19 protein-coding genes and 1 pseudogene are annotated in these 20,193 nt (G+C 39.2%); 5 read left to right on the forward strand and 15 right to left on the reverse strand.

Features of this window, described 5'->3' with window-relative positions:
* On the forward strand, positions 1–109 hold a 109-nt coding region (locus ACFSTH_RS06180; RefSeq protein WP_377793624.1), incomplete at its 5' end, for an IS3 family transposase.
* Positions 110–164: 55 nt separating this feature from the next.
* Here ACFSTH_RS06180 and ACFSTH_RS06185 read toward each other — a convergent pair.
* The 8 genes from ACFSTH_RS06185 to ACFSTH_RS06220 form a co-directional block, all read right to left on the reverse strand.
* Positions 165–1,595 carry a sensor histidine kinase gene (locus ACFSTH_RS06185; protein WP_377770960.1) on the reverse strand — a complete coding sequence of 477 codons (1,431 nt, stop codon included), beginning with the start codon at positions 1,593–1,595 and terminating at the stop codon, positions 165–167.
* A complete protein-coding gene (locus ACFSTH_RS06190) occupies positions 1,579–2,268 on the reverse strand; it encodes a response regulator transcription factor (RefSeq protein ID WP_377770725.1) in 690 nt (229 codons plus the stop codon). The genes ACFSTH_RS06185 and ACFSTH_RS06190 overlap by 17 nt, the downstream gene beginning before the upstream one ends.
* A gap of 126 nt (positions 2,269–2,394) precedes the next feature.
* On the reverse strand, positions 2,395–3,030 hold the full coding sequence (locus ACFSTH_RS06195) for a TetR family transcriptional regulator (protein WP_377770727.1): 636 nt from the start codon (positions 3,028–3,030) through the stop codon (positions 2,395–2,397).
* Positions 3,031–3,114: 84 nt separating this feature from the next.
* Complete coding sequence (locus ACFSTH_RS06200; protein WP_377770729.1) at positions 3,115–3,819, reverse strand: response regulator transcription factor; 705 nt, start codon at positions 3,817–3,819, stop codon at positions 3,115–3,117.
* Positions 3,820–3,835: 16 nt separating this feature from the next.
* Positions 3,836–5,626, reverse strand: a complete 1,791-nt coding sequence (locus ACFSTH_RS06205; RefSeq protein ID WP_377770731.1) for a sensor histidine kinase — start codon at positions 5,624–5,626, stop codon at positions 3,836–3,838.
* Positions 5,627–5,770: 144 nt separating this feature from the next.
* Positions 5,771–7,381, reverse strand: coding sequence for an extracellular solute-binding protein (locus tag ACFSTH_RS06210; protein ID WP_377770733.1), 1,611 nt, complete (start codon positions 7,379–7,381; stop codon positions 5,771–5,773).
* Between the two features lie 26 nt (positions 7,382–7,407).
* Entirely contained in the window at positions 7,408–8,295 is an 888-nt protein-coding gene (locus ACFSTH_RS06215) for a carbohydrate ABC transporter permease (protein WP_377770735.1), read from the reverse strand.
* Between the two features lie 33 nt (positions 8,296–8,328).
* A complete protein-coding gene (locus ACFSTH_RS06220) occupies positions 8,329–9,273 on the reverse strand; it encodes an ABC transporter permease (RefSeq protein ID WP_377770737.1) in 945 nt (314 codons plus the stop codon).
* Positions 9,274–9,551: 278 nt separating this feature from the next.
* On the opposite strand from ACFSTH_RS06220, the gene ACFSTH_RS06225 reads away from it, so the two are divergent.
* Positions 9,552–10,982: an endo-alpha-N-acetylgalactosaminidase family protein gene (locus tag ACFSTH_RS06225; RefSeq protein WP_377770739.1), complete on the forward strand. Its 1,431-nt coding sequence runs from the start codon at positions 9,552–9,554 to the stop codon at positions 10,980–10,982.
* Between the two features lie 115 nt (positions 10,983–11,097).
* Here ACFSTH_RS06225 and ACFSTH_RS06230 read toward each other — a convergent pair whose 3' ends face one another.
* Complete coding sequence (locus ACFSTH_RS06230; protein ID WP_377770741.1) at positions 11,098–12,003, reverse strand: AraC family transcriptional regulator; 906 nt, start codon at positions 12,001–12,003, stop codon at positions 11,098–11,100.
* Positions 12,004–12,133: 130 nt separating this feature from the next.
* Between ACFSTH_RS06230 and ACFSTH_RS06235 the strand changes: the two genes are divergently transcribed.
* Complete coding sequence (locus ACFSTH_RS06235) at positions 12,134–13,135, forward strand: Gfo/Idh/MocA family protein (RefSeq protein ID WP_377770743.1); 1,002 nt, start codon at positions 12,134–12,136, stop codon at positions 13,133–13,135.
* Positions 13,128–14,117, forward strand: a complete 990-nt coding sequence (locus ACFSTH_RS06240; protein WP_377770745.1) for a Gfo/Idh/MocA family protein — start codon at positions 13,128–13,130, stop codon at positions 14,115–14,117. Before ACFSTH_RS06235 ends, ACFSTH_RS06240 begins: the two co-directional genes overlap by 8 nt.
* Positions 14,118–14,836: 719 nt before the next feature.
* Here ACFSTH_RS06240 and ACFSTH_RS06245 read toward each other — a convergent pair.
* From ACFSTH_RS06245 to ACFSTH_RS06255, 3 genes and pseudogenes are all read right to left on the reverse strand, one after another.
* Positions 14,837–15,046 carry a YgiT-type zinc finger protein gene (locus ACFSTH_RS06245; protein WP_377770747.1) on the reverse strand — a complete coding sequence of 70 codons (210 nt, stop codon included), beginning with the start codon at positions 15,044–15,046 and terminating at the stop codon, positions 14,837–14,839.
* 46 nt (positions 15,047–15,092) lie between these two features.
* Positions 15,093–15,371: a DUF4258 domain-containing protein gene (locus tag ACFSTH_RS06250; protein WP_377770749.1), complete on the reverse strand. Its 279-nt coding sequence runs from the start codon at positions 15,369–15,371 to the stop codon at positions 15,093–15,095.
* A 247-nt stretch (positions 15,372–15,618) separates the two neighbouring features.
* Positions 15,619–16,041 (reverse strand): annotated as a pseudogene (locus tag ACFSTH_RS06255) (family 4 glycosyl hydrolase); the annotation flags it as partial.
* Between the two features lie 30 nt (positions 16,042–16,071).
* On the opposite strand from ACFSTH_RS06255, the gene ACFSTH_RS06260 reads away from it, so the two are divergent.
* Positions 16,072–16,410, forward strand: a complete 339-nt coding sequence (locus ACFSTH_RS06260) for a helix-turn-helix transcriptional regulator (protein ID WP_377770751.1) — start codon at positions 16,072–16,074, stop codon at positions 16,408–16,410.
* Here ACFSTH_RS06260 and ACFSTH_RS06265 read toward each other — a convergent pair.
* From ACFSTH_RS06265 to ACFSTH_RS06275, 3 genes are all read right to left on the reverse strand, one after another.
* The gene (locus ACFSTH_RS06265) at positions 16,403–17,251 is read right to left on the reverse strand and encodes a helix-turn-helix domain-containing protein (RefSeq protein WP_377770753.1); all 849 of its coding nucleotides are present in this window, start codon (positions 17,249–17,251) and stop codon (positions 16,403–16,405) included. The genes ACFSTH_RS06260 and ACFSTH_RS06265 overlap by 8 nt on opposite strands.
* Before the next feature lie 113 nt (positions 17,252–17,364).
* Positions 17,365–18,216, reverse strand: a complete 852-nt coding sequence (locus ACFSTH_RS06270) for a MurR/RpiR family transcriptional regulator (RefSeq protein WP_377770755.1) — start codon at positions 18,214–18,216, stop codon at positions 17,365–17,367.
* A gap of 52 nt (positions 18,217–18,268) precedes the next feature.
* Positions 18,269–20,122: a patatin-like phospholipase family protein gene (locus tag ACFSTH_RS06275; RefSeq protein ID WP_377770757.1), complete on the reverse strand. Its 1,854-nt coding sequence runs from the start codon at positions 20,120–20,122 to the stop codon at positions 18,269–18,271.
* Between the last annotated feature and the right edge of the window lie 71 nt (positions 20,123–20,193).

A 20,193-nucleotide genomic window follows, 5' to 3' on the forward strand; every position in this document is an offset into this window, starting at 1 on the left:
GGAATTATATGATTATGTGAACTGGTTCAACAAGCATCGCATCCATGGAACCTTAGGCTATTTGACGCCTGTTCAGTATCGCCAAGAAGCCCTTAAAAAAGTTGTCTGATTTACTGTTGACAATCCATTACTACCTAGTGAATCGGTGAGGTGACTATTACAAACTATTTATGATCATTCCTTTGAATAGAAAAACGGGAACCTTGTACATCACTACTTGTTACTGTAATCGACGCATCATTAGCTTCTGCTAACAAACGACAAATAGGTAAGCCCAAGCCAAGCCCTTGCTTCTTCTTCCGCTTACTATCTCCACGATAATAACGTTCAAATATAAAAGGCAATTCTGCGGCGGCAATCCCGTTACCATTATCGATTATTTCCAGCTTGTTATGATAAATAACTACACTTAACTGCGTAGCACCTGCATGCACACTATTATCCAACAAATTTAATAAAATTTGCTTCAAATGATACTCGTCAAACAGCCACGTTATATGTTGATCTACTTCTGAACGTAATGATATGATGATCGCTTGATTTGTATTTAATAAACGAAATTGTACGATCACTTGTTCAACTACAAATACGATCTTTAGCTCCCTTTGCTGAGCCGTTATATTGGATGATTCCAAATAAGAAAAATCAAGTAATTGATTGACCATTAATTGCAGTCGCTCTGTCTCTTGCATACTAATTTGCAAAAATTCAGCCGCTTCTTCCTCGATAACGACTTCTTCTTGCACCGCTTGAATCATCCCTCGTATCGACGTAATCGGCGTACGTAATTCATGAGAAATACTAGCGAGCATATCGGCTCGCATCTGTTCTAATTGTTGTAGCCGATTAGACATCGCTTGAAAAGCAGTAATCAACTGATTAATTTCCGCTTCTTTGATCCGTTCCGCTTTCGGAAGGTCTGGCTCATAATATCCACTCGTTATATCAATAGACGCATGAGATAATTGCCGTAACGGTTTCGTCAAGGAGCGAGCTAACAAATAAACGACTAGCCAGCCACATAAGGCGATCGCACCGATAGCAGCAATAAATAGCCAATACATATAAATATAGTGGGTATCCATTTTTTTAGTAACGTAATATTTGCCAGCCAACTGCTCATTCACAAAAAAAGCTACACCAACTCTTAAATATTTGCCCTTAGCTACAGTTAATAATTCCTTACTTGGCAGCGGCTCCTCGATAGCTGGCAAAGCAACTGACAGCAACACTTCCTTCGTTACACGATGGTTTTCGCCATACTCCTTTATTTGCTTATCTGCTAAATGATAGATTTGAATAAATAAATCCGCTGGAAAAGCAGGGACCATTTTAATAGCTTGCAGCTTATCCTGTGCATTCAAGCGTATTATTTTATTTGTTTGTTCTTGCTCTTTTGAATAATAAGATGCTAACAATTCGGCTCGTGCTTCCAACACAGCAAACTGTTGCTGGACAGCATTATCTTTTAACCAATGTAATCCAAGAAATAACACAATAATAAGTAAAGCTACTACGACCAATGTAAAGCGGCCTGTCCAATAGCGTAATAATGGTACTGTAGCACTTTTTTGTTTGTTACTGCTCCGTTTCATATACACGCAAACAATACCCTATCCCTTTCATCGTCATAATTTCTCCTTGTTGCTTCGGCCATAATTGTAATGCTTTGCGAATCCGTTTTATCGCTGCATCAACAGCTCGCTCACCGCCTACGAAGTCGATCCCCCATACTTGATCTAACAATTGCGCTCGACTAAAACATTGATTCGGATATTGCGCCATAAAACCAATCAATTGAAAATCACGAGGAATTAACGCTACTTCCTGCTGCGCGATCGTTAACTGCTGCTTCGTCGTATCTATTTGTAAACTACCTAAACGGATGTGATCCGCATCTGCCAAATATACGGAACGTCTTAATACCGCTTTTACTCGAGCAACTACTTCATTCGGATCAAATGGTTTGGCAATATAATCATCTGCTCCAAGGTCCAATCCTTCCAATCGATCTGTAATCGCCCCTCTAGCAGTAATAATTATAATTGGGCAGCCGCTTTCCAATCTTAGTTTTTGTAATAATGACCATCCATCTTCGGTTACCAGCATTAAATCTAGCAAAACCATATCGGGTTTAAAAGAACGAAAGACTTGCATCACTTCTTTGTCACCAGCATTACTTGCTACGATAAAGTCTGCTTTCTCCAAATATGCTTGCAGCAATTTCACTATATTTTGTTCATCTTCAATAAGTAATACTTTTTTCACTCGAGCCTCACTCCAACCAATCATCTATCGCTCTAGCATGGTACAATCCCTACTACTTTTCATTATATACGAGTAATATGTCAGTTAGATGACCAAACATCAAAAAAAAGCCAGCTAGCTTAGTCGCTACCTGGCTTCGAGTGATCGTTGTAAAAAAGCAATTACTTCTGATTTATATACTTCAATCGTATTTTGTTGTTCCTTACCTATATAAAAACGTTCCGCAGCATTTTCCACCAAATTAATAACCATTCTGGAAGTCCACTCCACATGCATATGAGCATATAGCTGCTTACTCTCGATTCCTTTTATTAAAATATGTTCAAACCAATCATAGTACGGCTGATAAATCGCTTCCCATTTTTCTAGCGAATTATCGATTGCTAATCCCGAATAGCACAGTACAATGACATCTCGATATGCTTCCGTAATATGAAAAGTTTCATCGACAAATACTTCTAGCTTGCGCCAAACATCACTTTCATGCTGCACTTTTTCTTTAATTGCACCTAACGTTATCGTTAGCAAATTATTCGCAATAGCTGGAATAAGTGCTGTTTTGGATTCAAAGTACAAGTAGAACGTTCCTTGCGCTACACCAGCTTTTTTGACGATATCAGAAATGGATGTCTTATCCAATCCTTTCTCTGATATAACCGCAATGGCTGATTGTAATATCTTCGCATACTTTCCATCTGCCGTTTGTTTTGCTTGTGTAGTCGTAGCATTCGAATCAGTTTTTTCATTAAATTGTTGCTCCATTCGGCTATCACCTCCGTCAATGAATGAATGTCATTCATTGTATCAGTTTTCAATGAAAACGTCAAGTTTCAGTCATCATGTCTATTATACCACTTCGCTATCTCGATATTGCCCCGGTGTCATTCCCGTCACTTTTTTGAATACTTTGAAAAACTGTCTTGGTCTATCATAGCCAACTGCTGCTGATATTTGATCGATCGGCAAATGGATTTGCGTTCGCAACAATTGTTTCGCTTGTTTAATCCGTAACTCACGCAAATAAGTAACAAAGCTGGTAGCAAGATCTCGTTTCATAATCGCACATAAATAATTTGGATGAATGCCAGCATGAGCTGCTACTTCATCTAATGATAAGTCTCGATCATAATGCTCATGAATATAGTCAACGATCGTATGCTTCAAGTTTTTATTAGAATCTGTTGCACCCAAATCCATGCTTACCTCTGCAATAATCGCTAACAATTCTTCTTTTTGCAGTGGTTTTAACAAATAATCTTGTACACCCAATCGTAGCGCTTGCCTGGCGTATTCAAATTCATCATAGCCTGTCAAAATAACGAATCGATCACAATTGTTGCGCTTTTTGCATTCCTCAATAAGTTCTAATCCAGACATTACCGGCATGTTGACATCTGTAATAATCAAATCAATAGTAAGCGATTCCAATTGTTTTAGCGCTTCTGGACCATTGGAGACGGCGACTATATCGATCTGTTCTATCGCTTCACTAATTATTTGCACGATGCCTCGAAGTATAATTGGCTCATCATCAACGATTAACAGTTTCATCACGTTACGCTCCTTTTTACTTACTGGAATCCATCCACATTTTTAAAGTCACTTTCGTTCCTTGCCCTTTATTTTGCTCAATAATTATACCAGACTGTTGTCCAAAATACATATTTATCCGTTCATGCACATTCGTTAAACCAATACCTATCGTGTCGTTGGACTCGCTGTTGCTAGAAGGATTGACAGACTCGCTTAGCGTAGCATCTTTATCTAACAAACTATGAGTGAGTGCCATCTTCACTTCTGCTAGCCTTGCTTCCGTCATCCCAGGTCCATTATCACTTATAGATACGATCGCATAATCTGCTTCGATTGTACATGTAATATAGATATGAACCGCTGCTAATGTTTGCGCTAGCGCATGAACAATACAATTTTCTACAATAGGTTGCAATATAAATTTCGGACAATGCAAAGTTTCGATTCGTTCATCATTGGTAATTTGGAAACTCATACGACCGCCGATTCTAGTTTGATGAATATGCAAATAATGAACGATATGCTGTAACTCGTCAGCTATCTTCACATACTCTTGATGTCGAGAAATACTATACCTAATAAATTTTGAAAAAACAAACGACAATTCGGCTACTTGCTTATTACCGTCCAATTGTGCCAGCATTCGAATAGTTTCAATCGTGTTATACAAAAAGTGTGGTTTAATCTGTGCTTGCAGCGCTGTATATTCCGCTTCCTTCCGCATAATTTCCGCTCGTTGTACTTTATTGATCAGTTCATCTACTCTTGCCAGCATATGATTATAGGAAGTTGTCAAATAACCAATTTCATCTTTTTCATTCACTGTACTCGTAAAGCTACGCAAATTGTTAGAATCTACTCGCTTCATATGTCTCGCTAATTTTGTAATTCTTCGACTAATCGACCTCGCCGACAAATAATAAACATAGGATAACATCATTAACAATGCTACTAATACAGCTAATAAAGTATACGTTTGCTTCTGAATATTAGAAAATACCGTTTCGCCAGAATCGATAATAATTAATCGTAATCCAATTTCGGACAAATAGAGCGCATGAATAAACGCCGGTGGCATTTTGCTGGTTGTATAAAATACCTCTTCGCTGCCTAGCAATCGATCTGTCCGTTCATTTTCTTCCTCTACGATAGAACGCAGCTGTTCTTTCGCTAGTACTATCGTATTGTTAGACATCAAGTAAGCTTGCGCCTGTTGATCAATAGGCAATTCAGTTATAAACTTCGTTACTATATGATGTTCGCTTTTGATTTCCATAAAGCCAACTTGTTTATCAAAGTTTTTGTTATATAATTTTTGATAAAATCGTAAATCAGACTGCCAAGCATCCCCATGAAAATTCAATTGCCATAGTCCACTTGCTGGTTTCAAACTGTTAATTTGTTGTAACAATTTCTGATCAGCAAATTCATCTTCTGACATAATTTCTGGCGGTACTTGCAGTATAGACGGCTGGTTCGAATACAAACTAATTTCTTTAATATGCGGGTTACCAAAATAAAGTAAAATGTAAATCGGTCGGATATATTTCAAAAAATCATAAACATAATCACCTTCATACCGGGGCAAGCCGCTTAAATAGTCATTAACGTTCGTATTATATTGAAACAATTGATAGGCTGATTCCATTTGAGTCAGTTGTACTTTCAAGTTATCATAGGACTGTTCAAATATTTGCTGTTTGCTTTTCACATATTGCTCTACCATCGTATTATATGACGTCGAGTACCACCACATCCCAAAAGCGATCACAGGTAATACAATAATAAAAAAATACCCGATAATTTGTTTTTTAACGATACCCAATGAAGTCACCACTTTTCCGACGATATGTTCAATGTATCAAATAATTCATCATTTGCATAGATATCCAGTTTGTTATAAGTAATCGCTTTTATTAACAATAAAGAAACCAGAGACTTTACAGCTCTATCCCTGGTTTCTTTCATACTATTTAAATAATTTTAATGATTCTACATATTTTTTATTCGCCCATTCTTCTAACTTTGCCATTCCCATTTTCTCTGCTTGTTCTACCATCTTTTGGAATTGTTGTCGTGCTTCTTCTTCCGTTTCTGCTAAATATACTTTCGTCTCTTCATTTTCAATCATCGTTTTAATATTTGTTGCAATCACACTTTCCTCGGTATCATTAGGTGGTGATTTGATAAGTCCCATCGCCCAATTAAATTCCGTGTTATCCATTAACTGACGCCGAACGACCACTTCTTCACTATCCGGTACGTACGTGCTAATTAGCTCATGAACAGCACTACCTGCCAGCATTCCCCAAGCAATTCCACGTTTACTCTTTTCTTCCTCGCTCATATAATTAAAGGTATAAATCGGGTAGCCATCATCAGGACTCATATTATAGTCCACACCTTCAATCCCGTAGAATGATAGTCTTTGTCCTTCCTCCGACATTAAAAACTGCGCTAATTTGATAGCAGCTGCTACATTTTTATTGTTTTTAGTAATAAATAGCCCTTGCCAGCCTGTATCCATCCGAATATAGCGAAATTCATCCGATAATTTTGTTGGGAAATTAGTCCACTTCATTCCTTGCGCTTCCGTCTCAGCATTGAGTGCATCTGCTACTTTCGTCGTCCACGTATAAGCAAATGCTTTACCACTTGTTGCTAATGCTTTCGTCTGATCTTCATTTTTTAGTGCATAGTTTTCAGCATTTGTAAAACCACGACGATACAGTTCATTCATAAACATATATGTTTTCTCAAGCTCTGGCGTTCGTAATGTGTGAATTATTTTTCCATCCTGCTCATCAAAGTGATCCCAAGCTGCCCCGAATTGCCATGCAAAAAAGTGCTTTTTCCAAAACGAGTTTAACGCTAAAGGAATCATCTCTGGATACTTTTGCTTTACTTTATCAAATAAGTTCAACATATCATCCAATGTATTAATTTCTGTTACGCCAACTTCTTCCGCTATATCTTTCCGATAAGCAATTCCCGCTCCCGATAATAAAGCATAATTTTTATTTTTTTCCCATTCTTCTGTCGTAGAAAAGTTGTTACGAATCGTGTAGAAGTTGCCATCTTCCATCGTATTAACCGCAATTCGTTCTTGATCGATCTCAAAATGTGGCGCATGTTCGTCAATTAAACTTTTCCAATCGTGCGATAACGATGGATCAGACATCCGCATCCATTGGTCACTCGTTGCTACCAAATCAGGCAATTCACCGGAGGCGATCATCAGTGGCAACTGTTTTTCATCTGCTGCAATCGTTACATTTAATTTCACGCCAGTTCGCTTCGTAATTTCTTTCGATACGCTACCTTCAAAATCTTTGACTGGCCACCAGTACTGGTCAATAAAAATATCCAGCTCTACTATTTCATCTTCCGCTTTCGCAGGTTCGCTAGAAGTTGCTGGCTGCTCTGTGTTAGCTGTTTCCTTCACCGCATTCGTTTGTTCCTGCTCGGTGGTATTTCCCTTCCCGCCCGAATTACTTGCACATGCAGAAAGAACCAACATCAGGCAAAGCATTATTATCGTACCCATCGACCAAAACCGTTGTCCTGCTCGTTTATTCATCGTTTCATTCCACCCCTTCAATAATTTTAACCTTTTACTGATCCCAGCATCATCCCTTGCACAAAATACTTTTGTAAAAACGGATAGACAGCCATCATTGGTACAATCGAAATAATCATCGCTGTCACTTGGACAGAAAACTGAGTCACAGCCGTTCCGGAACTATAAGAAGCTGTCGCTGCATCGCTAGGTCTAAAGCTAGCCTGATTCATTACTTCAATCATTCGAAATGATAACGTTCGTAACTTCTGACTTTGGACAAAATAAGCCGAATCTAACCAAGCATTCCACTGCCCAGAACCTAGAAACAGCCCCATTGTCGCTAATAACGGTAAAGAAAGTGGTAAAATTAAAGAGATAAATATTTTCAACTCACCCGCTCCATCCATCCGCGCCGATTCCCCTAATTCAGGTGGTATTTCGCGAAAAAAGGAGACCGCTATCATGAGAAAGAACAAACTTAACATCGATGGAATAATGTACACACCAAACTTATTAATTAACCCAATCGATCGCAATATAACGTAATAAGCAATTAACCCTCCCGATACGTACATCGCTACAACGAAAATAGAAAAATAAGTGCGGCGAAACATTAACCCGGGCTGAGCTAAACCATAAGCGACTAAACAAGTAAATAACACACTAACAATCGTTCCAATGATGGTTCGCAAAACCGATACAAAAAAAGCATCCACCCATTTTGGCTCTTTTAAGAAGTAGACATAATTTTCTAACGTAAATTGCCGAGGATAGAAATACATCCCACCGCCAGCAGCTGTATCACTACCAACGTTAAATGAAACGATAAGAATGTAATAAAATGGATAAACCATCATAATCGTGACGACAGCTAACAAAATATAATTGATCGTATCTACCCAAAAATCTTCCCTTGTACGCCACTTGCTCATCCACTATCAGCTCCTTCCTGCTCCGTACAACACTTAGTACAAACCTTCTCCTGACACTTTGCGTGATATATAATTACTACTCGTTACTAACAACACAGCTATCAACGATTGGATCAGATCAATCGCCGCTGCAAAGGCAAACCGCCCTTGTGACAAACCGATTTGAAAAGCATACGTTTGAATAATCTGTGATTTATCATGATTCAGTGCATTACCAAGTAACATCGACTGTTCAAAGTTAGACCCAACTAACCCGCCCCCAAGCATACTTCCAATCGATAAAATTAAAATAACGATAATCGAGCTTTTCATACCCGGTAAAGTAATATGCCATATTCGCTTCAACCGACCTGCCCCATCAATTTCAGCTGCTTCATACAATCCAGGGTCGATACCTGCAATCGCTGCTAAAAAAATAATCGTCCACCAGCCTGTTTCTTTCCAAATCGCCGTACCGACAGCTAACCCCCAAAAAGAATCTGGATTCGTTAAAACACCTATTGGCTTATTAATAATGCCAGTACTCAATAAAAAATCATTGATCAAACCAGTCTCTGTCGAAAAGAAAGCAAATGACATTCCCATCACGACAACCCACGAAATAAAGTGCGGCATATAACTTACCGTCTGAACAAATCTCTTTACAAAAGAATGCCTTACTTCATTCAGCATTAAGGCGAACACAATCGGAACTGGAAAAGAAAAAACCATTTTTAAAACACTTATCGCTAGCGTATTACGAACTAAATTCGGAAAATTATAATCGTTAATCAACTGTTCAAAATGTTTCAACCCGATCCAAGGACTCGTAAAAATACCGACGATACCACTTGTAATTTTGTAATCTTTAAATGCCATAATGACACCAAACATCGGTGTATATGAAAATATGAGTAAAAAAGCAATGCCTAGCCAAACAAAAACGTGAAATGGTAGTTGTCTTTTAAATAAACGTATCCGTTCTGTATTCGCTTTCATGCAAACCCTCCTCATTGCGACTACTTGCTTATATTGTAGTAAATCGCTTTCTGCAAACATAGCGTTCTTATTTAAGAATGGACGGTCATTTTTTAAGGTTTTATACATAAACGGAAGATAATACAGGAGATAACAACTAATATTACATCCTTTTTGTTGATTTAACACATTTTTCGTGGTTTTCACACACATTTATCGGATGTTATTTTTATGTTCTCTACGATATAGTAATAGATACGATACACATGTAACTTTACTTGGTTGAAGGAGTGAATGTAATGACTATACCTATTACTCATACAGCGTGGCGCAACATTTCGGGAAATTACTACGATTGGACGATTACGAAACAACCAGAAAGACCATACTTGCATGATTATTCCAAAACATTATCAATGAAGCTGGGAATGGCTAATCCCGATCAGCAAGGTGGTTCCATTGTTTACTGCACGTTTGAGCAAGCGCTTACTGTTATTAAAGAAACGGATAAACTAACGAGAGGTATCCCCAAAATATTTTATCTTGTTGGTTGGCAATATAATGGGCATGATGACAAATACCCAGCTTGGCACGAAGTCAACGAAGCGCTCAAACGACCGGAAGATGCGACTGCCCGAGACAGCTATTTATGGTTGATGGAAGAAGCGAAACAATATAATACAACTGTTAGTGTGCATGCCAATATGACCGACGCTTATCAGGATAGTCCGCTCTGGGAGGAATATACGAAGCAGGGAGCGATCGCTCGCTTTGAAACCGGAGAGTTTTTGGTAATTGGCAGCTATAACAATCGAGAAGCTTATCAAATTAGTTACAAAGAAGAATGGGAAAGTGGATTAGCGGTCGCACGTATCGATGCTTTAATTGAACTGCTTCAGCTTGACGAAGCAAAAACCGTTCATTTGGATGCTTTTTTTCCGCGAACTAACCCCAGTATGAATTATTCGGAAGAAGATCAATCGATCTATATGCGTAAAATCATTCGTTACTTCCGTGACCGTGATATTGATGTTACTAGTGAAAACTTTGGGCACTATCGTAACGATCCTTTTATTGGCTTACAACCGTGGTGCTGGTGGTTTGATATGACACGAGAAACGTTATTTATGGAACGACCAGCTGCTTTATTAACCGGTGCTTACATTCGAGACTACTGCTTGCCTGACATACCACGTCGTTATGATCTGGAATTTATGTTTGGGGCAACCATGCATGGGGAAGGCATTTTCTACGATGAGGAGAAAGGTACAATTGGAGATAGGTGGGATACTGCATTACTCGAAGAATTTTGTAAAACTACGCTGCGTTATCAATTTCTCAATCATTTCGAGCGATTGCAACTAGAAGGTGAAACGGAGCGGCGCATTGTCACATATAGCGATGACCTTGTACTCCATCTGTATGAACAAACGATGCATTACAAAGGATGTTTGCTACAAGAAAAAACCGATTTATTTATTCCGGCTCTTTGGCAAACTCATCTAGAAATTATCGCCTACAGCGACAGCGGCTATTTGTACCCACGCACCTGGACCTTGCCACCGCAGTGGCACCATGTGGATGCTGTCGATATATATACGATTACAAAAACAGGTCTTCAACCACTTCAATCCAGAGTCAAGCTAACGAGCAACTACCAACTCCAGCTTGATCTCGCTCCGAAAACAGCCCTTGCCATCGTACCCGCTGGTACTAACTGGGCAGAATAAATGTAGCCAAACTCCAATAACCAAACTACAAAGCAGGAATAACAACCTAACAGTTGCTTATTTCCTGCTTTTCTCTCTATCTATTCTGGCAAATCTTCTAGCGCAGTTATTTCGTTTAACGCTCACCATCAATTTTTTGTAAATACTGTTTCGGTGTACAGCCATTCATTCGTTTGAATAGGTTATAAAAATGGGTCATACTTTCTATTCCCACCATCCGAGCAATATCGGTAATTTTGTACGTACTCGTTACTAGTAGCCGTTCTGCTTTGGCAATACGTTTCCGATTGACGTAATCGACAAATGTCGAGCCCATCGCTTTTTTGAAATATTTGGAGAAATAAAAATAACTCATTCCAGCAATATCGCTCACTTGCTGCAAATCAATCGAATCACCCAAATGTTCCTCCACATATTCCAGTACAGGCTTCATCACGTTCGGGTCGATTAATTCATGCGGTTGCAGTAATCCTTTCGTATCCCCGCGCAACAATACAAGCATCAGATGTTTAATATACATCACCGTTGCAATTTCATAACCGCCTGCTTTATTCATCATCTCTTCATGTATATTGCGAATGAGCTGCGCTACTTGGCGCTGCACTTCCTTATTTTCTTGAAAAATGTAATTCAATCGTTCCAGCGGCTGATTCACTTCCGAAAAATGACGAAAGTATCGCATCATCGCTACATGAAAATAAGCTTCCAAATCAACATGCAGTACAATATAGACTAACTTCTCTTGAATCCTTGAAATGGATCGATGCAACTGCGAAGAACCGATGACGATGACTTCATCTTGCGCCAGTGTATACACTTGGTTAGGTGTTTGCATCTGATGCGTTCCTTGTTGCACCACAATAAACTCTACCTCTTTATGATGATGCCACTTCACTTTTTGTACGCCGGAAGCTATTTCTTCAGCCGTTAACGTTAGTTCATCAACTGTTTGTTCAAACTGCCAAACTTTAATAAACAATAATGGATTTTGATAATGAATTGGCTCTTTAATTATTTCCATTGTTAGCACCTTCTTGAGAGGCAAGACAAAATACAGTACAAACCCGACTATTATCGGCATATACTTATAAGCCCCAAAATTATACGATGTATACATTCCCTATTATACAATAGTTTAGGAGCGAGATACGATGAAAATAGCAATTGTCGGTTGTGGCGGGATGGGCAACGTTCATGCAAACAGCTATTTGAACATACCCGGTGTTACAGTGGTAGGCGTTCATGATATTATTTCAGACCTGTCCGAAAAATTAGCAAATCTAACTGGCGCAACGGTTTATGATAGTTATGATGCCATGTTAGAACAATCAGGTTGCGACATTGTAAGCGTTACATTGCCAAGTCATTTGCATATGGCGTTTTCAATACGTGCTGCGGAAGCAGGCAAACATGTAATTTGTGAAAAACCAATTGCACTTACCCTAGAAGATGCTCGAGTGATGATCGACGTTTGTCAGCAACAGAATGTTCATTTATTTGTTGGGCACGTCGTACGTTTCTTTCCAGAATATAATGAGATGCGAAACAAAATACAGGATAATTCTTTAGGTCGTATCGGCGTTGCGCATGCGAAGCGAATTGGCGCTCACCCCGGGACACTACGTCAATGGTTTATCGATGATCAATTAAGTGGCGGTGTTGTTATCGATTTAATGGTGCATGATCTTGACTTTATGCGCTGGTCCATCGGAGAAGTTCGTTCTGTATACGGATTGCGTACTGTACATGGCATGGTCGATTATGCCTCAGCAACATTAGTATTCGACAATGATGCAGTTGCAAACATAGAATCCTATTGGGGTTACCCTGGCTCCTTTACGACAGCAGCAGAAATTGCTGGTAGCAAAGGACTGGTCCAACATGACAGTTCGAACAACAAATCGATTAAAGTCGTCAGAACGACGACAGATGTAGAGAAAGGCCCGTTCGTTGAAGTGCCACAAAGCCCCGGCTATGTGTCTCCTTACCAATTAGAATTAGAACATTTTATCGACTGCATACGTAACGGTAGTGAGCCGATTGTATCCGCAGAAGATGCATATAAAGCACTTGAAATTGGACTTGCTGTAATGGAATCAGTAAATACAGGTCAAACGGTCTATCTTGCTAAAGGAGGCGCTCACAATGAGTAAACCAAAAGTTGGTATGATCAGTTTTGCACACTCGCACGCCTTTTCTTACTTGCACGCCCTACTTGCACTACCAGAAGTAGAAGTGATCGGTATTACGGATGAGAACGAAGAACGAGTAAAAGCGATTACGACAGAACACGGGCTTAGTTACTATAACGATTACAATGATCTACTGGCTATTGCAGAGTTAGATGCTGTCGTTATCTGTTCTGAAAATGTCCATCACGCAGAACATACTATTGCCAGTGCCAACGCCAAAAAGCATGTCATTTGCGAAAAGCCTCTCGGTATTTCTGTGACAGAAATGGAAGAAATGATCGCAACTTGTGAGCATAATGAAGTTCAGTTAATGACCGCTTTCCCATGTCGCTATATTCCGGCAGTCGTGAAAGCACAAGAAGCTGTACAACGTGGAGACATCGGTGAAGTACTTGCTATTAAAGGAACGAACCGTGGCACTATGCCTGGCAGATGGTTTGTAGATCCCGCCCTCTCCGGCGGTGGTGCATTACTAGACCATACAGTACACGTCATGGATTTAATGAATTGGATTACTGGTGCAAAAGTGAACGAAGTATATGCCTATGCTGCAACGTTATTTCATGAAGACCTGCCAACGGATGATACTGGCATGATTCATGTCAAATTCGACAATGGTGTCTTCGGCGTACTCGACACAAGCTGGTCACGTACAAAATCATTCCCAACATGGGGAGATGTAACGATGGAAATTGTCGGAACACTCGGTGCTATTTCTGTTGATAGCTTTGCGCAAAAAATCGATTTCTTCAGTGAAGATAGTGGAAAAGGTCACTACATCTATTGGGGCGACTCCATGGATTTCTATATGATCAAATCGTTCGTCACTGCACTAATCGAAGGTAACGCAGCTCCGATAAGTGGAGAAGATGGTTTAAAATCAGCTAGAGTTGCTTTGCTCGGCTACGAATCAGTGAAAAAAGGTCAGCCTGTTTTCATGTAACTTATAATCAACCACCCTTCTGATAAGCAGTAATGATGTTCAACTGCTATCAAATCAGAAGAGGTGTTTTTTCTTTCCATTATAGGAAATGTTTCTCGAGTACGCTAGGATGTGTCTGAGAACTAAATAATTTTATGCTATAATTTGAGAAAATGACTGGAGTATCAATTATTCGTAACCACTCATTACGACAAACTAGCTTCCTTCTTCCTTATGGAAAGGAATGCCGAGTTGTGCTTCATCTACGCACTATACTATTAATGGTTATTTCATGTCATAACTAGGTCATGTTCAAGATCAATGAATGGAGCGGTAAGCTTGTACGTTTTTTCGTACAAAGGTGCATTCTGATCGGCGGAATTTCGGTTGTTTGTACGTTTTATCGTACGAAACCCGTACGTTCAACCTATTATCGGGGTCACTTTATACGTTTTTTCGTATAAACTTGATTTTCTCCAATACTTATTTGAATGTTTGTACGTTTTATCGTATAAACTCCTACTACACTCCCTCTATTACAAATTTCACAGTAGATGTTAAGACCTCATGCGATAAAAGCCACGTCCGAGCGACCCAAGATCAATTGTTACAACACTTGGAAATGCACAAAACTGAACTCAAGATCGTCTTTTCACACTTATATACATGGATTCCTTTTTTAAACGGATGACGTGATGAGTTTTAGACACGTTCTAGATGTAAAAAGGAGCCTAATTGGGCTAGGCTCCTACGGCTTGCTCTTTATATGCTCTTTCCATACTTCTAATCGCCTGTGTGTCATTAGAATTAAAATATTCTTCTCCACAGTTGGAACATTTTGCTCCCTGCACCTTGACACTAATAATTCCTTCGATGTTTACTGGAATCTCAAGTTCTTGATTTGGAACTTCTTTGTGTCCACACATAACGCATTGGTCTATCGTGAACATAATAATCACGCTCCCTGTAGTAATAATTATACATTATTTTCAATTGCTAATCAATTACAGTTACAATAATTAATTTCGATGGATAATCGATTGAAACAACTACCGACCAATCAAATTTTCCAACGACTCGGTAATTATACCTATCTGCAATTACAGCAGACTCTGATACTTTTTTTATGTAAGTAGGATTTTTCAGAATGTAAATAATATCTTCTGTATTTATTCCTCTTTGGGACATTCTCAACCGAGCATGTCCTGTCTCAATGATTAAAGCATCGTTTTCTATCATACTCTGAATCATCGAAAATATTATTCGTTCATCCAACACTTCACCACATATCTATTATATTTTTTATTAGTATGACAACTTAATCTGCCTAATTAAGCGAGGTATGATATTCATTATCTAATTTGTCTTCACTATAATTTAAAACTTTATATGTACTCTTTAATGGTACTACACACAATTTAACAGCCTAGCACCGTTAGATTATCGGCACTAGGCTGTGGAGATAGCTTTTTATGGTAGTTATATTTTCACATTCACTATTTACTTGATATCATATCATTGACTAGACATACCAATAAGCAGGAATAATCTCTTTTTCACGCTCTAGTAGTTCCTGTATAATGTTATCGGTATCGCTAATGGAATGAACAAGTGGATCTGTCATCATCGCTCGTCTTAGCTTCGTAAAGCTTCTTTCTACTACCGCTTCTGCCGTTAGCTCGTGCGTATCTAACACCAACTCCTGCATTCCACGAATACCACGCGGCATCTCCCCTACAGCTACTGGCTTAACACCTTCCATAGAAACGTCGCATAACAACTCCAGAAAAGCATCATCGTTCATGTTGCTTACTGCCCCTTGATTGGTTGTGTTAATATAGTATTGCTTTCCGAGATCTCCTACCATATTTTCAATAACGTCCGTCGCATGATCTGGACCGAATGTTGCCATGAATTTAGTAATTGGAAGTTTTCCACTAATAAAAATGGCAATGGTCAATATATGGGAACGTTTGTGCCACAAGGACTAACGACAAAAAAGCAGGGGCTCGATCTCCTCCTGCCTGTGTTTGATTACATTCATCAGCATCTCCATCAACCATTACGAGTTGCTCAACTAACCAACATCGCTGGTATATCCGAAAAATATTTTATTACTTATTTTAAACATGCGCTAGACATTACACCCGGGCAATATATGAATCAAATTAAAATGAATCGCGCACGTGAATACTTATACGAAAATAAATATTCCATTCAGCATATCGCTTCTTTACTCGGTTATCCTGATCCGTTTACCTTTTCTAAAGCATTCAAAAAATACTATGACGTATCGCCGTCCAAATTTATGTAACCGCTATTTGTTTGCGATATTGGGTAGGAGATTGACCCACTTTTTGTTTAAACACTTGTGCAAAATATTCGGGATCATTAAATCCACTTTGATAAGCTATCGCTTTAATAGGTAAACCAGATTGACGTAGAAGCATCGTCGCTTGCTTCAATCGATAATGCTGCAAATATCGTCCTGGTGGCTGTTTTATTTTTTCGGCAAACACTTTAGTAAAATAACTACGTTCAAGCCCTGTATAGGCAGCTATTTTGGCAACGGATAATTCACTTTGGTCATAATGTTCATGAATATACGCTAACGCTCGTTCCATCGTTACTAATTGCTGATCGTCAGAAGAAGATGCTATTCTAGCACTATACCGTTCTCCTGTTGTTGTCACTAACAATCGTTCCAAAAACATAGCTAACCATCCATACAATAAACTGAGTTCCTTCGCTAATGTAGCAGAAGACGTTTCACCGCTCAGTTCATTTAGTTGAGTAAACCACTGCTCTATCACCGTCTCCTCTAACTGTGCTTGTAAATAAAGAGAATAATGTAGCTCAGCATGATCGATTAACGGTTTAACATACGCAGCTGGCAAACGACACCATTTTACTAACGGAGCTGGTTCGTCATGTGACTGACCTAAAAGCTCAATCGACGTTACATTAGAGTTGAACAGTATTCCATCATTTCTAGCTAGCAACAGCTCGCCATTGTACCCCGGACTTTTTACCTTCAACTGACTATTTCCATTCAGCGAATACAAAAAATAATAACTATCCAAATTTATATTCATGTTTGTAAGTTGTATAGCTGGAGAATGTCGAAAAATACCATTTTGCAATAGTTGCATCATACCCGCTCCTCCCTACAATAAATTCAAACCACACTAGGTGTTATTCATTGTACCGAATGTAAGGAGTGATGGATATGTGCATTTCTTAAGATGATATTTATAATTTATTTCTTTTAAAACATTTTGTCTGAAATCGCTTTTGCCGTTCGCTCTCTAGTAGCTATTGCTACCTCTTGCATCCGCAAAGCTACAGCGACATTCAATATATCGATAACTGCTAATTGAGATATTTTTGCTGTCATGGAACTACCTTGCATCGGTGTTTCTCTCGACACCATCAACAGTGTGTGATCGGCTAACTTCGTAATCGGTGATCGTGCATTACTTGTAATGGCTACCACTTTGGCTCCAGCTTGTTTTGCCAGCTGCAAATGTTCCATCGTATCTTTCGTACTGCCCGAAATCGATAAGCCAATCGCCACCATACGATCTGTCATCATAGCAGCGTCTATCGCTTGAAAATGTGTGTCTTCCCGTGCAAAACTACGTTTACCAATTCGTAGAAAACTAAGTGCTGCTTGCGCTGCTGTTAATCCGGAAGAACCTACTCCAAAAAAATGAATACTTTCTGCTTGCACGATCAAATCAACAACACGTAACAATTGCTCTTCTTGCAATAGTTCACGCGTATGTTCTAACACAGCAATATGCGAGGAAAAAACTTTACTTTTCAGTGTAGCTATATCGTCTTCTTCCGTAATTTCACTATGTAAATGCTCAATCGGCTTCACCAAATCCTGTGCTAACGACAGCTTAAAATCTTGAAACCCTTTAAACTTTAATTTCCGACATAACCGCAGGACGGTTGTTTCTCCTACATCTGCTCGTTCTGCTAATTCTGTTACCGAAAAATAAATCACTTGATCCGCATGCGCCATAATATATTTGCCTACTTTTTGCTCTGTTTTCGTCAAGCTTTTCATATAGCTTTCTAATAACAATATCGTTGTTCCAACCGTTTGCATCGTTCTCTTATCCTTTCCACTTCTATTTTATAAAGTAAGATTCAATCGTACACTATTTTTGGATGAGTGATTTAATATGCGCCATCGCATCTATAGTTACTTTTTCTCCAGCTGTTATACAACGATCCATATCTTTAAAACGAATGAATTGCACGCCCAAATCTGGTTTTAAAATAACATTAGCCAATTGCAATTCTTCTCGGACTATTTTGGCACTCATCATATCTATCGTATTTGTTATCGAATCAACGAAGTTTCGAACGAGCCCTCTCGTAAACGATTCCTCTATAACATTCACCGCAATGACAATGTCGGCTCCCATACTTTTCACCAACGCTGCTGGTACGGGATGGACGACTGCGCCATCGACTAATGTTTTATTTTCGTAATAGACAGGTTTCATAATCGATGGAATGGCACAACTAGCACAGATTGCATTCGCAAGCGATCCTTTATTCATAATATGTGCTTCGCCGGTTCTCACTTCAGCCGCCACTGCCGCATAGGGAATACGCAAATCTTCTATATTGTATGTTCCAATTTTTTTCTCAACAAAATCAATCATCGGTGTATTATCGACTAATGCTCGTTTCGGAAAAGTAGGCTTCACCAAATGTCCCCAATTCATCGTCGCCAATATATTCTGACATTCCTTTGCCGATAATCCGGCTGCATATGCCCCTCCAACAAAAGAACCAACACTAGTACCGGCAATAATATCGATCGGAATTTGTTCTTGTTCCAATATGTTCAATACACCGAGATGAGCCATGCCACGCAATGAGCCACTACCAAGTGCCAGTCCAATCGTAATTTTATCACCTGGCTGTTTAAATCGTTCAAAGCGCAAATGGCGACTAGTAATCATCCGCCCTTCACTTAATACGTACGCTTCGCGGATAATTTTTCGTAATTCATGTGCATTACCAGACAAAAATGGATATAACTCCAAAATACGGAGTGCATCCGGGCTAATTGCCGCGTCTGCTTGCAGCGCCCCTTCTTGCAGTGCAAAGTGATGAGCGATCAGAGCGATGTCTTCCGTTCTTTCTCTTAGTGGTGGGATGACAAGCTGCACCGTTCCAGGAAACTCCACTTGTTTCGTTGATAAATAAACAATTCTCGTCTCGAGCCCAGATTGCAATGCATAATGTTGCCAGTATTCCGGCAATTGGTCCGCGAATTTCACCACCAACGTTCCACCTCTAGCTGCCCTGATCTTCACATTCCACTCTTCATGGTCAAACTGATCGCCATATAATACGAGTAACGGATAGCTGCTACTCGTAGCAGCGTAGTGTAGTTTACGCGCAGCACTCATTTTTCCACAACCAGATTCCGCTATAATCGATACATGACGATCCGTAGTCGCTAATTGCTGTAAATCAGTAAATAATTGCTCCATAGCTGGGCTCGTTCCAAGTAATTCAACATCCGCTAATTGTTCCTCTGTTTGTTTCATTAACAGTACACTACGTTCAAATTCTTCCACTATTCGTTCATTCGTTTTTTGAATTCGTTTAATTAATAAATCTATCATTTGTTGTCGAAATGTACTATCTTCGTCCATTAACATCAATACAGCATTTCGATCAATCGCATACGCTGTTAACTCTTCTAGTGCTACAACGTTAGCCGTTACCGGATCATTACTTAAACACGATACTTCTCCAAAAAACTGTCCCTTTTTTAACGTTTCCAGCTCGACTCTCACTTGCGAACCTTGCTCTACATATACCGCAGCAGAACCAGATACGATCATATAAAAGCGATCACTAACAGTTTGTTGTAGCAAAATTAAATTGCCACGACCGTAGTGATATTGTTCTACTCGATGACCAGCTTGCTGTAATTTCTCAATCATCTCACTATGAAGCAACAACTTTTGTTCGTTATTCTCTAACAACGACATCCGTCCTCCATTCGAATTCAACCATCCTTTATACTATACTACATCTTCATCTCCTACTGAAAACA

This window comes from Paenibacillus yanchengensis, from assembly GCF_042684845.1.
In the GTDB taxonomy this organism is placed as follows: domain Bacteria; phylum Bacillota; class Bacilli; order Paenibacillales; family Paenibacillaceae; genus Pristimantibacillus; species Pristimantibacillus yanchengensis.

Excerpts from the sequence above, each read along its gene's own strand:
- ACFSTH_RS06245 (WP_377770747.1), bottom strand. The coding sequence starts at position 15,046 with ATGTTCACGATAGACCAATGCGTTATGTGTGGACACAAAGAAGTTCCA.
- ACFSTH_RS06225 (WP_377770739.1), top strand. The coding sequence starts at position 9,552 with ATGACTATACCTATTACTCATACAGCGTGGCGCAACATTTCGGGAAAT.
- ACFSTH_RS06185 (WP_377770960.1), bottom strand. The coding sequence starts at position 1,595 with ATGAAACGGAGCAGTAACAAACAAAAAAGTGCTACAGTACCATTATTA.
- ACFSTH_RS06215 (WP_377770735.1), bottom strand. The coding sequence starts at position 8,295 with ATGAGCAAGTGGCGTACAAGGGAAGATTTTTGGGTAGATACGATCAAT.
- ACFSTH_RS06235 (WP_377770743.1), top strand. The coding sequence starts at position 12,134 with ATGAAAATAGCAATTGTCGGTTGTGGCGGGATGGGCAACGTTCATGCA.
- ACFSTH_RS06200 (WP_377770729.1), bottom strand. The coding sequence starts at position 3,819 with ATGAAACTGTTAATCGTTGATGATGAGCCAATTATACTTCGAGGCATC.
- ACFSTH_RS06230 (WP_377770741.1), bottom strand. The coding sequence starts at position 12,003 with ATGGAAATAATTAAAGAGCCAATTCATTATCAAAATCCATTATTGTTT.
- ACFSTH_RS06220 (WP_377770737.1), bottom strand. The coding sequence starts at position 9,273 with ATGAAAGCGAATACAGAACGGATACGTTTATTTAAAAGACAACTACCA.
- ACFSTH_RS06270 (WP_377770755.1), bottom strand. The coding sequence starts at position 18,216 with ATGCAAACGGTTGGAACAACGATATTGTTATTAGAAAGCTATATGAAA.
- ACFSTH_RS06210 (WP_377770733.1), bottom strand. The coding sequence starts at position 7,381 with ATGAATAAACGAGCAGGACAACGGTTTTGGTCGATGGGTACGATAATA.
- ACFSTH_RS06195 (WP_377770727.1), bottom strand. The coding sequence starts at position 3,030 with ATGGAGCAACAATTTAATGAAAAAACTGATTCGAATGCTACGACTACA.
- ACFSTH_RS06240 (WP_377770745.1), top strand. The coding sequence starts at position 13,128 with ATGAGTAAACCAAAAGTTGGTATGATCAGTTTTGCACACTCGCACGCC.
- ACFSTH_RS06265 (WP_377770753.1), bottom strand. The coding sequence starts at position 17,251 with ATGATGCAACTATTGCAAAATGGTATTTTTCGACATTCTCCAGCTATA.